General features: G+C 71.4%; 13 protein-coding genes and 1 pseudogene. 8 read left to right on the forward strand and 6 right to left on the reverse strand.

Annotation, left to right across the window (positions count from 1 at the left end; all coding sequences use genetic code 11):
• Positions 1 to 131: 131 nt before the first annotated feature.
• Complete coding sequence (locus IE273_RS22450) at positions 132 to 1,682, reverse strand: NHL domain-containing protein (protein ID WP_229887333.1); 1,551 nt, start codon at positions 1,680 to 1,682, stop codon at positions 132 to 134.
• A 695-nt stretch (positions 1,683 to 2,377) separates the two neighbouring features.
• On the opposite strand from IE273_RS22450, the gene IE273_RS22455 reads away from it, so the two are divergent.
• Positions 2,378 to 2,989: a hypothetical protein gene (locus IE273_RS22455; protein ID WP_189816955.1), complete on the forward strand. Its 612-nt coding sequence runs from the start codon at positions 2,378 to 2,380 to the stop codon at positions 2,987 to 2,989.
• Between the two features lie 19 nt (positions 2,990 to 3,008).
• Complete coding sequence (locus IE273_RS22460) at positions 3,009 to 3,875, forward strand: lamin tail domain-containing protein (RefSeq protein WP_189816956.1); 867 nt, start codon at positions 3,009 to 3,011, stop codon at positions 3,873 to 3,875.
• A gap of 96 nt (positions 3,876 to 3,971) precedes the next feature.
• Here IE273_RS22460 and IE273_RS22465 read toward each other — a convergent pair whose 3' ends face one another.
• Together IE273_RS22465 and IE273_RS22470 are read right to left on the reverse strand one after the other, a co-directional pair.
• Positions 3,972 to 4,334 (reverse strand): DUF1304 domain-containing protein, encoded by a 363-nt coding sequence (locus IE273_RS22465; protein ID WP_189816957.1) that lies wholly within the window; start codon positions 4,332 to 4,334, stop codon positions 3,972 to 3,974.
• A 68-nt stretch (positions 4,335 to 4,402) separates the two neighbouring features.
• Positions 4,403 to 5,689, reverse strand: coding sequence for a serine/threonine-protein kinase (locus tag IE273_RS22470; protein ID WP_229887335.1), 1,287 nt, complete (start codon positions 5,687 to 5,689; stop codon positions 4,403 to 4,405).
• Positions 5,690 to 6,070: 381 nt separating this feature from the next.
• Here IE273_RS22470 and IE273_RS22475 point away from each other — a divergent pair, with 381 nt between their 5' ends.
• From IE273_RS22475 to IE273_RS22485, 3 genes are all read left to right on the forward strand, one after another.
• On the forward strand, positions 6,071 to 6,928 hold the full coding sequence (locus IE273_RS22475) for an SCO2400 family protein (protein ID WP_189816959.1): 858 nt from the start codon (positions 6,071 to 6,073) through the stop codon (positions 6,926 to 6,928).
• Between the two features lie 564 nt (positions 6,929 to 7,492).
• Entirely contained in the window at positions 7,493 to 9,076 is a 1,584-nt protein-coding gene (locus IE273_RS22480) for a metallophosphoesterase family protein (protein WP_229887336.1), read from the forward strand.
• A gap of 270 nt (positions 9,077 to 9,346) precedes the next feature.
• Entirely contained in the window at positions 9,347 to 9,973 is a 627-nt protein-coding gene (locus IE273_RS22485; RefSeq protein WP_189816960.1) for an SUKH-4 family immunity protein, read from the forward strand.
• Positions 9,974 to 9,995: 22 nt separating this feature from the next.
• Here the strand turns inward: IE273_RS22485 and IE273_RS22490 are convergent, their stop codons facing one another.
• The gene (locus IE273_RS22490) at positions 9,996 to 10,991 is read right to left on the reverse strand and encodes a helix-turn-helix domain-containing protein (RefSeq protein ID WP_189816982.1); all 996 of its coding nucleotides are present in this window, start codon (positions 10,989 to 10,991) and stop codon (positions 9,996 to 9,998) included.
• A gap of 158 nt (positions 10,992 to 11,149) precedes the next feature.
• Between IE273_RS22490 and IE273_RS22495 the strand changes: the two genes are divergently transcribed.
• The 3 genes from IE273_RS22495 (at position 11,150) to IE273_RS22505 (ending at position 13,127) form a co-directional block, all read left to right on the forward strand.
• Positions 11,150 to 11,458, forward strand: a complete 309-nt coding sequence (locus tag IE273_RS22495) for a hypothetical protein (protein ID WP_189816961.1) — start codon at positions 11,150 to 11,152, stop codon at positions 11,456 to 11,458.
• A 181-nt stretch (positions 11,459 to 11,639) separates the two neighbouring features.
• Positions 11,640 to 11,837 carry a hypothetical protein gene (locus IE273_RS22500; protein WP_189816962.1) on the forward strand — a complete coding sequence of 66 codons (198 nt, stop codon included), beginning with the start codon at positions 11,640 to 11,642 and terminating at the stop codon, positions 11,835 to 11,837.
• Between the two features lie 102 nt (positions 11,838 to 11,939).
• Entirely contained in the window at positions 11,940 to 13,127 is a 1,188-nt protein-coding gene (locus tag IE273_RS22505) for an aggregation-promoting factor C-terminal-like domain-containing protein (RefSeq protein WP_189816963.1), read from the forward strand.
• 65 nt (positions 13,128 to 13,192) lie between these two features.
• On the opposite strand, the gene IE273_RS22510 is transcribed toward IE273_RS22505, so the two are convergent.
• On the reverse strand, positions 13,193 to 14,482 hold the full coding sequence (locus tag IE273_RS22510; RefSeq protein ID WP_189816964.1) for a tachylectin-related carbohydrate-binding protein: 1,290 nt from the start codon (positions 14,480 to 14,482) through the stop codon (positions 13,193 to 13,195).
• Positions 14,483 to 14,793: 311 nt separating this feature from the next.
• A pseudogene (locus IE273_RS22515) lies at positions 14,794 to 15,006 on the reverse strand (calcium-binding protein); the annotation flags it as partial.
• Positions 15,007 to 15,141: the final 135 nt, after the last annotated feature.

The raw sequence follows: 15,141 nt of genomic DNA on the forward strand, positions 1-15,141 counted from the left end.
ATTGGTGACCATCACGAGGGTGACCTGGGAGCACAGAAACGATTACCTCCGCATTCAAGGTTTGAGAACGCAAAGAGCCGCCCATGGCGGGTGGTCCGCCACGGACGGCTTCGGATGCGTGCGTGCCCTCGTCAGTCCTCGTCATCTCCGAGAACGCTCGCCCTCAGGCGCACTTCCGGCTGGCCCGCGATCACCGCCCGCCCGTCGGTGTACCGGCCCGGCTCGGCGTCGTTCAGGGCACGGATGCCGAGCGTGTAGACCAGGGCCGCCGCCGGATGGCCGACAGCGTTCAGGCGGGGCTCGTCCGTGACGACCAACGATCGGCCTCCGTCCCCGACCGTCCCCGTCGGGTTCCCGCCGGGGATGACCGTGCGATCCGCGCGGTAATACGCGCAGGTGACCCGGCCGTCGAAGACGAACCCCGTCGGAGCGGTGAAGTGGTGCGCCACCCGTCCCGGGGCCCAGGGGTCGGTGGAGGAGACCCGTACGTGGATCAACTCGCTCTGCCCTCGCTGGATCTCCAGACCGACCTCCTGCCGGACCAGCAGCCGGGCGGGTTCCCGCTCCGGCTGCCGCTCGCGCTCGGGTTCCCGCTCGCGCTCGGGTTCTCGCTGCGGCTCCCGTTCCGGTTCCACGACCGGCGTCGGCTCCTCGTCCCGTACCGGCTCCGTGTCCTCGGAGGGTGCGGTGGTGAGGGGTACGGCCGCGATCCGGTGGTGGAAGTTGTCCGCCACGAGCAGGCGCCCCGCCGGATCCACGGCGAGACCACACGGGTAGGCCAGCTCGGTGTGTACGACGGCGTCGGCCGGGTCGCCGGACCCGGTGCTCTCGCAGGCAGCCGGATCCGGCTGCCCCGCGACGACACGTGCCGCTCCCTCGGCCAACCGCCACACGCGGTGTCCGGTCAGGTCGGCCACGTAGAGCACGCCCTCACCGTCGACCGCCACCGCGCACGGTGCGCCCCAGCCGACCGCCGTGCCGTCGGCGCCCCCGTCCGGCGGACCCGCCAGCACCCGGAGCACCCCGTCCGAGCCGAGCAGCAGTACCCGCCGGCCCTCCGGGTCGGCGATGTACAGCCGGCCGGCCGCGTCGACCGCCAGGCCGGCGGGGAGGAACGCCTCGCCCGCGTCGGCCGCACCGGAGCCACTGGACCGCCCGGATGCCGCGACGACCGTGCTGATGACACCGTCGCCGTCGATCCTGCGCACTCGGGGGGTGCCCGCTTCCCCGACGTACAGCCGGCCGGCCGCGTCGACGGCCACGGCGCACGGGGCGTCCAACCGGGCGCGGTCGGCCGGGCCGCCGTCGCCGTCACCCTCGCCTTCACCGCGCGAGCCGTCTCCCGCGACGGTGCCGATGACACCCGAGGGATCGACCCGGCGGATCCGGTGGTTCATCTCGTCGGCGACGAACAGGGCGCCGTCCGGGGCGACCACGAGCGCGGACGGGAAGCCGAGGCGGGCGCGCACCGCGTCGGCGCCGTCCCCGGCGAAGCCCCGCAGCCCGTCCCCGGCGATCGTCGTCAGGGTGCCGGTGCCGTCGATCCGGCGGATCCGGTGGTTCGCGTGGTCGGCGACGAAGACCGCCCCGCCTCCCACGGCCACGTCCGCGGGAAAGGCCAGCTGTCCGTCCGACGCGGGGCCGCCGTCTCCGGAGAAGCCGGCCGCCCCGTTGCCCGCCACGGTGCCCGGCAGGCCACCTCCGTCCGGCGCATCCGGCGACCGCCACCGCGCCGCGGCCCTGGCCGTCACGCCGCCACCCCCCGGCACGAGCACGGTCGGGCCTTGATGCCGCCCGCCACCTCACACGTCCACGGCCTCGTCTCCCGCATCTCCCTCTCCTTCCGCACCACCGTTGGCATTTCCTCTGCATACCGGTCGGACGGGCACCGCAGGAGCAGCCACCGCGTCAGCCACCCGCACGGGGGAGCCGCCGGGCGAGACGGACGGTGACGGGATCCGTACGGGAGGGAGGCGGCGGTCGCCGACGGCTTCGGCAGGACGCGCGTTGACGCGCTCCGCTCCGCCCCTGTGCGCCGTACCGATCCTCAACTGCACTCGAACAAGTGACGCGGAATCGATTCGGCATTCCAAACGGGGGAACGGCGGCATACCACCGGCGGATCCGGGCTAACGATGGACCCGGATGAGAGTCCGCTGCGCGCCGCGATGACCACGCGACCGCCCCGCCCGAAGCCACGGGCGGCGTCCTGCGTTCCGTCTTCGGGCGCAGCCTTCATGACGACCGCGTTCGCGTTCGGTGAACCGCGCGGCATGCGGTGCTGAGCCCTGGCCGCCTCCCGCGGGCCGGGCGACCCGCACCAGGACGCCTCTCTTTTCCGTCGCACGCTTCGATCACAGCCCAGGAGGACTCGGAGATGAGCACCGACGTGCAGACCAAGAAGGAAGCCTACAAACGGGGTGAGGAACGGGGACGCGCCGATGCGCTCGCCGGAAAGCCCTACGCCGACCCGCCGCGCGACGGCACGCGCGGTGAGCAGGACCAGTACGCGAACGGCTACGACTGGGGCTACGAACAGGGCCGTGCCCAGAAACTCGACCTCGTGGTGTGGCAGGAGGGCGGGGTCGAGGACGCTCCGGGCGGGCTCGGCACCACCATCAACATCTGTGTGCGCACACCGAACTGGAGCGAGACGGTCGACGCCGGCGAGCGCGAGCACGTCTTCACGGCCCCCACCGGGTTCCGCTGGAACGGCACGGTGGGCGCACAGTACAAGCGCATCAACCAGACCACGGGCGGCAACCTGCCCCCCGTCCAGGCCACCGTCAGCGACGACGGGCGCACCCTGACCTTCAGCTACCACGTGCACCTGAACACCGGCAGCGAGGACAAGGACTGCATCGTCTACACCTGCGGCCTCGAAGCCGTCGACGGAGCCAAGACCGGCCGCCACACCGACGGCATCGCCCAGATCGGTACCGCACCGCCGGCCAAGCTCAAGGCCGAGGTCATCGAGGACGAGGACTGAGGGAGCGGGATCCAGAATCATGACCACCGTCGTCACCTCCGGCGTCTTCTCGTCCACCAACCCCGCCATCTCACCGGTCAACGGCGTGGGCACCGACTACATCCAGTGGGGCAGCGCCGGCAGCCAGAGCGGGTACCAGTTCCGCGGTGAGGCCGCGGACGTCCAGCTCGACGGCACCGAGTTCGTCGTCGGCACCTTCGTGCACCGCAACAAGCCCACGAGTGTCAGCCCGAGCCAGTTCGACGTCCAGCTGACCATCAACGTCATGTTCGAGGACGGCAGCACGACCGACCTCAACTTCAGCTTCCACCACAACGAGACACCCAACAGCACCGGTACCAGTCCCGCGGACGACGACCTGGTCGACCTGCAGACCTTCATCCACCCCCAGCCCGTCACGATCGACGGCAAGCAGTACCGGGCGGTGCTGAGCGGGTTCAAGCGCAACGGCCAGATCGTCCAGCAGTTCCGCAGCCCGGAAGGCGGCATCAACTTCGCCGACGTGGTGTGCATGTTCACGCTCGACGAGCCCGACGTGATCATCTCGGGCCTGCGCTACCAGGGCACGGGCACCGGCCAGGCGGACGAATACGTCGAGATCCTCAACAAGGGCGGCGGGCCCCAGGACCTGACCGGCTGGAAGGTGGAGGCCAAGCCCACCGGCTACTCGTTCGCCTTCCCCCCGGGAACGGTCATCCAGCCCGGTCAGCGCTACCGCGTCTACACCAACGAGAACCACCCGGAGTACGGCGGCTTCTCCTTCAGCTCCGGCGGCGAGGTCTGGCGTGACCAGGGCGGTATCGCCCGCCTGGTCGCGGACGACGGCTTCGTCGTCGACCAGTCCCCCTACCTGGACAAGGGGTTCAGCAAGACCGGCAGGCCATGAGCCGGATCCGTCGGCCCTTCGATGACAGGTGAGGGGGAGGTACGCCTCACCTGTCATTGCCGATGCCGGTACGAAGGCGAATGCGGTGTGCTTGGTTCAGTGGGCCAGGAACACGAGCGCCAGACCTATGAGTGCCGGGACGGTCTGGACGAAGAGGATCTTCCGGCTGGCGGTCGCGGCTCCGTACAGGCCCGCCACCGCGACGCACACCAGGAAGAACGTCTTCGCCTGGAATCCCACCGGGTCGGGCGCCACCGCACCCCACACCAGACCGGCGGCGAGGAAGCCGTTGTACAAACCCTGGTTGGCCGCGAGCGCCTTCGTCTCGGCGGCGAACTCAGCACTGGTCCCGAAGGCGGCCCGAGCCCTCGGGCCGGTCCACAGGAACATCTCCAGTACCAGGATGTAGACGTGCAGGCATGCGATGGCCCACACCACAGCGGTTGCGATGATCGACATGCTGACAATGATCCAGGTCTCCATGGGGCGTTGAAACCGCCCGGTGCCTCCACGCGCCGCGGGGGCGGTCAGTCGTCGGAACCGTGGCCCTTGCCCTTGCCCTTGCCCTTGCCGTGCTTGTCCTTGGGTCCCTCCTCCTGGTCACCGTCCTGTTCCTGTGCCTGCCGCGGTGCGGGTGACGTGGCGGACGCCGAGGCCGGTGAGGCGGTCCCTGTCGCCGGTTCCGAGGTGGCGACCGTGCCGGGAGCGGAGGCGGGCGGGGACGAAGGGGTGTCTTCGCCGGAGTTCAGCGACGCTCCGAGGGCCGCCGCCGCGGCGAAGAGAGCGAGGCCGGCACCGCCGACCGCTGCCCTGGCTGTCAGTTTCCGGCGGGTCCGCGGACGGGAATGCGTCACGGTGCGGGACACGCGGGTTCGCGGGACGGGTGCCGGAGCGGTGGGCATGGCAGGGGCCGGAGCTGTGGGCATGACGGGGGCCGGAGCGGTGGCCGCCGCCGACGGAAGAGCGGTGCCGTTCGGTTCGGGGGCGTGGGAGACCCGGCCGTACGACGCGAGCCAGTCGGCCGCCTGGTCCGCGGTGGGACGGTGTGCCGGTTCCTTGGCGAGCAGGAACAGTATGTAGTCGGAGAGCTCCTGGGGGATGCCGGGGCGCAGCCGGGCCGGCGGCGCGGGCGGGGCGTCGACATGCTGCTGCACCACGGCCAACGGGGTCCCCCCGCGGAACGGGGGCCGTCCGGTGAGGAGTTCGTAGAGCACGCAGCCGAGGGAGTAGACGTCGGACGCGGGCTGGGCGGGACGGCCGAGGGCCCGTTCGGGGGCGAGGTAGTCGGCGGTACCGACGATCTTGCCGGTGGCCGTCAGACCGGCCGCCGCTTCGTCGGCGAAGCGTGCGATGCCGAAGTCCGCGATCTTCGCCGTACGGTCGGCGCTCAGCATCACGTTGGCGGGCTTGACGTCCCGGTGGATCACCCCCTGCCGGTGCGCGGCGGCCAAACCGGAGGCCACCTGGGCCCCGAGGGCCGCCGCCTCCTGCGGATCGAGGGCGCCGCGCAGGGAGCGCTCCTGGGCCAGACTCCAGCCGTCGACGAGTTCCATGACCAGGTAGAGCCGGCCGTGGTGCGACCCGAAGTCGTACATGCCGACGACGTTGGGATGGTTGAGCCGGCCCGCGGTCTGGGCCTCCAGCCGGAAGCGCTCCGCGTCGGCGGCCTCATCGGTCCGCAGCAGCTTGACCGCCACGGGTCGGCCGAGGAGGCGGTCGTCGGCCCGCCACACCTCGCCCATCGCGCCGCTCCCCAGCCGGTCCTGTAGCTGGTAACGGTCGGCCAGCAACCCCTGCACACCCACCCCGATCACCACGACACCGTATGTCCCCGCACACCCACGGTCCGCCCGGAAGAGGACGAGCGAGCACCACGGGACCCTTGGTCATGGGTCCGCCTGGACGCGGGTCCACTACAAGGAGCGCGAGGATGCCGAAGGGTGCTACGCATGATCATTCCAGGTGCGGGGGCAGTCCCGTCACGCGGGAAACCGGCACGCTGGAGACCCACGGTCGGTTTCGGGAGCTTCGCGGCCGCTACCGGGTTTCGGAATCTGCGCAGGAGCACCACACGGGCTGCACACGGCCTTTCAAAGGGGTCGTTAGCGTTGCTGACCGCTCGACTCCCTGTACGAGCGTGACCAGGCCGTGGCCCGGGCGGGCCGACGGCGCAGTCAAACCCAGGAAGACCGCAGATGGACTACTGCTCCACGTGTCGTCGGCATCTCAATGGCGCCCTGGTCTGCCCCGGGTGCGGTGCGTACGCCCCGGACATCGCGCCTCCGGTCCTCACCGATCGCGTCGGCCCCGACCGGTCTGCCGGGTCGACCGTCACGGGTGCGTCCGCCGCCACGCCGCCCGGGACCCGCAGCGACGGATTCCCCTGGGACAGTGAGCCCCAGCCGGAGCAGGACACGGGGTCCGCCACCGGGCCGTCCGCCGACACCGCGGGCATATCACCCGCGCGGCCGGGCAGGGCGGCACGCCGCCGCCAGCTCGCCCGTCTGAAGAAACACCAGCGGCGGGCCATGGTCGCCACCGCCTTCGCACTCGTCGGCGGCGGCCTGTCGCTCGCCACACTGGACCGGCACACCACCAGCCAGGCCCAGGCCGCCGCCGCGCCGGAGGACCGGAGCATGGGCGCCGCGAGGGAGCGGGTGGAGACGGAACCCACTCGGCCGGCCCCGCGGGCTCCCGAGCATCACGCGCCCCGCACCACGCCCGGGACACACGCACCGGTCAGCGCCGCCCCTCGGCACCAGAGCCTTCCTGCCGCGCCCAGCACGGCGGCCCCGGTGACCCGGCCGGACCCCGTGCCCTCTCACCGCCCGGCTGTCGCGTCGCCCCCGCAGCAGCAGTCCGCCGGGTCCGCGTCCTCCGGCGGCACGGCGAACACGAACGGGCCGGCCCCGGACCACACCGACACGCCGACCCCACCGGCCCCTGCCCCGACGACCGGCGGCACGGCACCGGACACCCCCGGGACCGCCCCCGCCCCGGCGACGACGCCACCCCCCGCCCAGCTCTGTCTGCTGGGCCTCTGCCTCGGCTGACATGCCGGCACCACTCCGTCGGCGCGGAGAGATGCACCATGGTCGGCGGAGTGCGGTGAAGGCCGCCTCCGGTGTCGGAAGACGTACCGGAGGCGGAGTCTCAGGGTGCCGAGGCCACGGGTGGCCAGTGCTGCCGGGGTGCCGTGCCGTCTTCGCACCAGGGGTCCGTGGTGGCGTACACGGGTGTCGCGGAGATCGCGGCCGACGCGGGAGCCCGAGCTGACGTACCGCCCACGAGGGAGACCTCAGCACCGCTCCGGCGGCTGCCCCGACCTGTCCTGGCCCGGGTGAAGATGCCGTACCAGCGAAGCCGGCGGAGCCAGGTCCGGGCCGCTTTCCCGAAGGCGCCGGCCGGCTGACGGGGCACTGCGCCACTGCTGATCTCAAGCACCGGCTCCCCGGGGGGAGACGCCGCCGGCACGGAGGTCCACGCGTGGCTCCGGGCGTATGGGCCATTCGGCTCCGGGGTGGTGTACGGAGCGAGTGCGTCCGGAACGCTCCGGAGTGGTGGCACTCGGCGGCGATCCGCGGGCGCTCCTCCGGCACAGCGACGAAGGAACCGGCATGAGACATCGCATGGTCGTGCTCGCCATGGTGAGCGCGCTGGCCACGGCCGCGTCGGTCACGGCGGCCTCCTCCAGCCCGGCCCCCGCACAGGCCACGTCCCACAGCACGGGGCCACGGCCTCCCGAGCCCACACGTCCCCCCGGACCGACTCCTCCGCCGGGCACGGCGGGCGGCGAGGCCTGGGCGTGGACGCAGCTCACCAGCCGCGGGACCCAGATCCGCTACGTGTCCACCGACACCAGTCGGCAATGCCCCTCGGTGCGCTACACCCTGGGGACGACCAGGGACACGCACCAGATGCACCAGGTGAGCACCCCCATGGGGGCGCAGTTCCCCACCACCGTCTGCGAGCTGGGTGTGCCCCTCACGGCGTCCGGCGCGCGGCTGGAACAGGTCCCGGCGGCCGTGCTGCACCCCGGCGACCGCCGGCTCCCCCTGCCCAACTGGACGTCGACGACACGCCCCCAGAGGATCGCCGTCATCGGCGACACCGGCTGCTCGGTCCCGAAGGCCGGTACGGTCCAGAACTGCGCGAACCACCAGACCGGCTGGCCCTTCCCGACGATCGCGAACAGCGCCGCCACCGTGACGCGCCCCGATCTCGTCCTCCACGTCGGTGACTACCTCTACCGCGAGGACCCGGACAGGGAGAACGACAAGCAGCGGAATCCGGGCTGCACGACGACCGCCGACGCGGCGAGCTGGGACTGTGTCGTCGCCGACTTCTTCAGACCCGCACAGACACTGCTCGCCGGCGCGCCGGTCGCGTTGACACGGGGCAATCACGAGGACTGCAACCAGAACTTCAAAGGCGGTGCGGGCGGCGCCTGGTTCCGCTACCTCGCCGACGACCTGCGCGGCGACGGGACGTGCGACCGGTACACCGATCCCGTGACCATCCGCGCCGGCCTGCTGAACCTCGTCTCCCTGGACTCCTCGTTCGCCGACCCCATGGACAACGGAAGCACGGCGGCCAAGGCCGTCTTCACCAGGCAGCTCGACCAGGTGAACCAGTACGCTCAACGGCGTCCCGGTGAAGACTACTTCCTGTTCACGCACAAGCCGCTGTGGATGGTGAAATCGGCGGGGCACACGACCGGCGACGTGACATGGCTGACCAGGGTCCTCGGCGACGCGGTCGCCGACACCGCACTGCACCGGCTGGCGCGCAACGTACGACTGGTGCTCTCGGGGCACGTGCACCTCTACCAGATGATCGATTTCAACACGGTCCGCCCACCGCAGCTGACCGTGGGCTCCTCGGGCGGGCCACTGGACAGCGGCCCGGACGACCTCCTGGTCCTCGGCCAGCCGGTCGGCACCCCGCCGCAGCCCGTCCACCAGTCGATCACCCAGACGGTGGGCCCCATGGGGGGCACGGGCGTCTTCGGGTACGCGGACCTCGGCTACAGCTCCGCCGGAAACACCTGGGTCCTCACCTTCCGCAACACGAACGGTCGCGTCCTCGGCCCCACCTGCCGGCTCGACACGAGCCTGGCCGACAAGTCGTTCCTGTGTGCCCCGGGCACCTCGACCGGACCGGGAACCAACCGGCCCGGCGCACCCGTGGCGGCTCGATGAGCCGCCGGTCTCGACGCGCCGGACACCGCGGACACCGCGCGCGGCCGGTGGCACGACCACGGGCACGGGGCCTCCGGGGGGCGCACGATGCCGGTCGGCGTGGACGAGCGTGATCCCGGGGACGGGAACCCCGTGGTCGTCCACGTCCGTCGTCGCTGACCCGGGTGGAGTCGCCGGGGGCGTTTCGATGCGCGATGCTGTGGGCGCGACGGTTCCGTCCACTGACCTTCCCACGGCGCCCGTGTCGCCGCCGAGTCCGGAGATCCCGCAGTGCTTTTCGACGTCACGCGCAGTGAACTCGTCCGCCTCTTCGGCGAGGACCGGCTCGTGGTGCTGCCCGCCACCGCCTTCCCGCCCGCCACCGCGGACAGCGAGGGCGCCCGTCTTCTGCAGACCGTCGGCGTCCCCACCGGGACGCTCTGGCCGCGTGTGCCCGACGAGGACGACGGTCTGCTGCCCCTCGTCCAGGACGTCGTCGACGTCGAGGATGTCGAGGGCGTCGAGGACGCCGGGGAGGGTGCGGGCGGATGGCCCGTCATCGGGTGGCTGCTCAACGCCCACCTCGCCCTCGACCCCGCTTCCGGCAAGGTGCACGCCTTCGACGCCGACGAGGAGACCGTGCGGGAACTCCACACGGACGTCTCCTCCCTGCTCCAGGTCACCCTCCGGTTCCAGCGCCTGCTCGACGAGTTCACCTTCAGCGGCGACGACGGCGACGAGGAAGCCGACTTCGAGCGCCTGGAGCGCGAGGTCGAACGCATCCGTCAGGAGACGCACAGCAGCGACCCGCTCCCCTTCCAGGACGACGAGACCGTCTGGTCGGTGGTCGGCGAGGAGATCGCCGCGGGCCAGCGCTTCAGGGGCGACAGCCCGGGAGCCCGCTCGCTCCACGGGTGATCACCGCCCGTCCCTCCACTCTTCAGGGGCGGGCCGGGAGCCAGCGTTGCTGGACGGCGCGCACGCCGGCCTCGAAGCGGCTGCGGGCGCCGAGGCGGTCCATCAGTTCGGAGGCTATGCGACGGGCGGTGCGAGGGGACACCCCGAGGCGCTTGGCGATGGCCTCGTCGGTGTGGCCCTCGGCCAGCAGGCGCAGGGCGGTGGCCTGCTGGCCGGTGAGGCCGTGCGCGTCGGTGGGGACGACCTGGCCGAGGGGCTGGGCGGCCTCCCAGGTCGTCTCGAAGAGCGCGCACAGAGCGGTGAGCGTGCCCTGTCCGGTCAGCAGCACCGCGCCGGCGGCGGTGTCGTCACTGCTGACGGAGATCATGGCGGTCCGCCGGTCCATGAGGATCATCCGTGTCGGGAGCGACGGCACCGTGCGGACCTGACCGCCCAGCCGGGCCAGCCAGTCGGCGTGCTCGACAGTAGGGCGGTTGGTGCGCACGCTGTCCAGGTAGATCGTGCGCATCCGCACCCCGCGGCCGAGCAGGTCCTCGTTGAGCGGCCGGGACGCGGCCATGTTCTCCGCGGTCTGCGGCCCGCCCGGCGCGAACGTCAGGAACTCCTCGCGTACCTCGCGGGTGAGGACGGCCAGCCGGTCGCGGATCTGGTCGAGCCCCACCAGTTGCTCCACGCTGGGGTGGCTGGTGGCCGGCCGTAGTTCGGCGTACTCCGAGATGAGCTGGGCCGCGGCTGCCCGTGAGGCCTCCAGGCGCTGCTGCTGCGCCGCGAGCCGGGCCTGCTGCCGGGCCATCAGGATCTCCATGCCGATGTCCGGTGACACCGCCCGCAGCCGCCCCGCGTCCCCGGCGGCGGGACGCACCAGCGCCAGCTCGCTCAGGGTGTCGAGGGCGTCGCGCACCTCCTCCTCCGACAGCCCCGCGGTGTCGCCCAGGTCCGCGACACCGGCGGCCGGGTGTCTGAGCATGGTGCGGTACACCGTCTCCGCGACGGAATCGAGCCCGAGTCCGGTCAGCACGTGGGTCCCCCGTTTCTGCACCCGACATCCCCTGTTCGGCGTCGATCCTCGCAGAACGGCAATGTTTCGTCACAGGGTCAGGCCGGAACGGGCCAGGGACACAACCGACCACCCGGGAAGCCGACTTGGCGGCTGCCTTCGTTGAGACGCTGGAGCGCATGTACCTCGTCCACGCGCATCTGGAACTCCCTTCCGGCAGCCAGCTGCCGCCGGACGTCCGCGAGTTGCTGCGCTCGTCCCTCGTCCCCGGCGACCGCGTCGAGCACGTCTCCGTCCACGTCCGCTCCCCCGCCCGGCTCACCCTCGGCCTCTATACGCTGGCCGACGGGCTGGAGGAGGCCGAGGAACGGGCCGTCCGCGTCTGCGGCCGACTGCTCCGGGAGGTACCGCAGTTGGCGGCGGCGCGACTCACGGGAGCCGGGGTGCCGCTGATCCCCCTGGCGTTCGAGGCACAGCCCGCCGACTGACGTACAGGGCGTCACCGACCCCCGTGGACGTATCGGTCCAAGGCCCTTTCCGTCCACCGGGGACCCCTTCTCACGGGCTCGGCCGGCGACGAACCTGGTGATCACCGGCCAGGGCGCGCGTCACCGCGGGACGCGACGGCGGGCCGGACCCCGCACCTCGTCCCGGAAGGAACGGTCAGCCATGCCTCGCACCCGTATCGCCAGGGCCGCCGCGGTCGCCTCCCTCGTCGTCGCCGCGGCCCTCGCCGCCCCGGTCGTCGCCTCGGCACCCGGGACGGACGCCGAGTCCTCCACCGTCCTCGCCGGTGACGCCGGCTGGCAGGTCCCGCCGGTGGACGCCGGCCGACAGGCCGCCGTGGCCGACGCCGGCTGGCAGTAGGCCGCCCGCCGTCTCTGACGGCGGCTCCCGCGCGTCCCACCCGCCGGTCCACGAACCGCGCCCGCCCTGCTCCACCTCAACCGCTCCCGGGGGGAACCAGAAGTGAACAACGTCCGCACCGACCGCCGTAGAGCCGCGGGCCTGCTGGCCGCCGCCGCCCTGAGCACCGGACTCCTCACGGTGACCGCTCCCACCGCCGACGCGGCCACCACCTGCTCGGGCAGCGTCAACATCTACGGCGTACTCTCCGACGGCCGCCTCACGTTCAGCCAGATCAACCCGGCCACCGGCGACCTTGCCAAGGTGCTCGTCGGACCGGACCTCGGCTTCGAGCCGCAGGCCATGGCGACCCTCAACTTCAACACCGTCCTGGTGACGTCGACCACCGGTGCCCTCTACCGCATCGACATCAAGACGAACAACACCAGCCTCGCCCTGCTGAACCCGCCGGTGAGGATCGCCGACAGCGGCTGGACCCACGACAAGCTGACCTACGACGGTCACGGGCACCTCTACGGCACGACGACCTCCGGGCTGCTGCTGCGCTACAACGTCACCGAGGACAAGCCGGCCGGCTCCCAGCACATCGGCGTCCGCACCGAGATCGACACCGGGTTCGTCCTGAAGACCCTCACCGCCACCGGTGACGACCGGCTCGGTGCCACGACCGAGGACGGACGGCTGCTCGACTACACGGTCGCCGGTGCCGGTTCCTGGAAGAGCAACGCCCTGAAGTCCTCCGGCTGGTCGGGCTTCAACCAGCTCGTCTCCCCCGGCGGCGGGCTCTACTACGGGCGGCTCTCCACCGGTGCCATGTACTGGTACAAGGACGCCAACCCGACGGACGGCTCCGGCGCGGACATCACGTACCACCTCGACGACCCGGTCAACACCAGTGGCTGGACGCAGAAGCTGCTGTCCGCGCAGCCGGGCACCTACACCTGCACGACCTCCGTGGACACCGTCGACCGCAGCGACATCACCGAGGTCAAGGCCGCCGGGCGGCAGCTGATGAACGACAGGGACGCGGCCTGGGCCAACACCACCCAGTGGGCATGCCTGGAAGCCCTCTGGGACCACGAGAGCGGCTGGCGCTGGAACGCCACGAACCCGTCCTCCGGCGCGTACGGCATCCCGCAGGCGCTGCCCGCCTCCAAGATGGACGTCGCGGGTGACGACTGGCACGAGAACCCGCTGACCCAGATCAGATGGGGCCTGAGCTACATCGACGGCCGCTACGGCTCCCCGTGCAACGCGTGGAACTTCTGGCAGGCGAACAACTGGTACTAGACCTGACGGATGCGGCACGACGGCGGCGCCCCCCGGGAGAAGGGGGCGCCGCCGTCGTGCGCCGGTCAGGCGATCCTGTCGTAGCGCAGGGCGATGTAGGACGAGGCCGGGTGGCTGTCGATGGTGCCGCTGTAGGCGTTCGCGGACGAGTAGTTCATGTCCGAGCTCGGGCTGCCCTCGGAGTAGTAGTAGAAGGTGCCCGCGTCCTGGTCCTTCCAGCCCGCGAAGAGGACCGCGTGCCCCTCGCCGCTGGAGTTCAGCGCGTCACCGGGCCTGAGGTCGGCCTTGGAGATCTGCGTGCCCGCGCTGGGGAGGGTCTGCGTCGTCAGCGAGGAGGTGAGGTGCCAGGCCATGGAGACGAATCCGGAGCAGTCGGTGCGGTAGGAGTCGTCGCCCTCGATGTCGGTGGCGTAGGCGCTCTGGCTGTACTGGACGTTGCGGTTGTACCAGTCCCTGGCGCGGGTCATGACCTCGCTGCGGTAGATCGTGCCGCCCTGCACGGAGTGCGGCGGGGCCGACGGCACGTAGGCGCAGTTGTTCGCGTAGGCCGACAGCAGGGTCTGCGTCCAGCCGGAGGCGTCCACCGGGTCGTTCGGGTGGTAGGCGATGTCGGAGCCGTCCGCGTCGGTCGGGTCGGCGTCGTGGTACCAGTACATGCCGCCGTTGGTACGGCCGTAGTAGAGGCCCCCGCCGGGGGAGGACAGCGAGTCGACCGCCGACCAGCCGCTCGTCTTCAGCACCGCGCGGTCCCAGTCGTTCACGCCGTTGATCTTGTAGCTGAGCAGGCGTCCGTCCGAGGTGGAGGCGATGATGCGGTCGTCGCCCGCGGCGGCCAGCGTCTTGAGGACGAAGCCCGTGTCGATCACGACGTGCTGGCCTATGTGGGCCGACCCGGAGGGCTTGTCCTGGGACACCAGGTACTGGTGGAGCTGCCCGTCGACCGTGCCGTAGAGGTGGCCGGCGCCGTCGTAGACCATCTTGTCGAAGGTCCAGCCGCCGTCCCAGATCTTGACGACCCCGGCGAGGCCCAGGGACGTGTTGTTGGTCTGGACGTCGACGCGGTAGAGGTCACCGGTGGTCGACGTGACCAGAACGGTGTTGAAGTTGAGCGTCGCCATCGCCTTCGGCGTGAAGCCGAGGTTCGGGCCGATGAGCGTCTTGACGCGGTCGCCGGTGTTCGGCTCGATCTGCGTGTACGTCAGTCTGCCGTCCGACAGCGTTCCGTAGACCGACACGTCACCGGTGCAGGAGGCGACGGCCTGTGCGGCCCCGCCGGCGACGGTGACCAGACCCAGGGACATCGCGCCGACGGCGAGGGCGGCGGACGTACGGCGAACGGCATGGCTCAGCTTCATGGTCTCTCCTGCGGCACGGAAGTCGAGCGGGCGCGCGCACGTCCCCGGCCCGGACAACTGCGTGGCAGGTACGGCTGCGTGGGTTGTTCGCGGGTGTGGCGCCCGGTGGCAGGAACTACTCTCGCCACAGGTCAGGGCCGCTGGAAGAGAGAGACGGTGGCCGCAAAGGTCCCTGGCCGCTTGCGTCCTGACGGGGCGTTCGTCGCGGGACGGCGGCGGGCGGGGGTGCTTGTGGCAGGGGGCGTACGGCGTCACGAGCACCGGCGGGGCCCGGACGCCGTGGGCTCGTCCGGGCATCGACGGCGTCCGGGTTACTGCACGTCCACGTAATCGGCGGTCGACTTGGCGGCCGGGGTCGTGGAGGTGCCCGCGAAGTTCCAGCGCCAGTAGCCGTCCTCGGACGCGGGGACGGTGGTCGTCAGGGTGCCGGTGCTGGAGGTGTACACGGTCTTGACGGTGGTGTACGTCGTGGTGCCGGCCTTGCAGAACTGGAGCCTGACCGGCTGGTCGGTGTAGCCGCCGTAATCGAGGATGCCCCTATGTTGCGTCAAGCGGAAGAAGACGAGGCAGCAAGGGCCGACGGCAGCTGGATCTGACGGTAGATCTCGCGAGCGACGTAGCGTTTGAGGCAGCGGATGATCTCGCGTTTCGACATGCCC

Source organism: Streptomyces olivaceoviridis, assembly GCF_014650115.1.
Lineage (GTDB): Bacteria > Actinomycetota > Actinomycetes > Streptomycetales > Streptomycetaceae > Streptomyces > Streptomyces olivaceoviridis.

Bases quoted from the DNA above. Each gene is read 5' to 3' on its own strand.
- IE273_RS22455 (WP_189816955.1), top strand. From the start codon at position 2,378: ATGAGCACCGACGTGCAGACCAAGAAGGAAGCCTACAAACGGGGTGAG.
- IE273_RS22460 (WP_189816956.1), top strand. From the start codon at position 3,009: ATGACCACCGTCGTCACCTCCGGCGTCTTCTCGTCCACCAACCCCGCC.
- IE273_RS22465 (WP_189816957.1), bottom strand. From the start codon at position 4,334: ATGTCGATCATCGCAACCGCTGTGGTGTGGGCCATCGCATGCCTGCAC.
- IE273_RS22475 (WP_189816959.1), top strand. From the start codon at position 6,071: ATGGACTACTGCTCCACGTGTCGTCGGCATCTCAATGGCGCCCTGGTC.
- IE273_RS22480 (WP_229887336.1), top strand. From the start codon at position 7,493: ATGAGACATCGCATGGTCGTGCTCGCCATGGTGAGCGCGCTGGCCACG.
- IE273_RS22495 (WP_189816961.1), top strand. From the start codon at position 11,150: ATGTACCTCGTCCACGCGCATCTGGAACTCCCTTCCGGCAGCCAGCTG.
- IE273_RS22500 (WP_189816962.1), top strand. From the start codon at position 11,640: ATGCCTCGCACCCGTATCGCCAGGGCCGCCGCGGTCGCCTCCCTCGTC.
- IE273_RS22510 (WP_189816964.1), bottom strand. From the start codon at position 14,482: ATGAAGCTGAGCCATGCCGTTCGCCGTACGTCCGCCGCCCTCGCCGTC.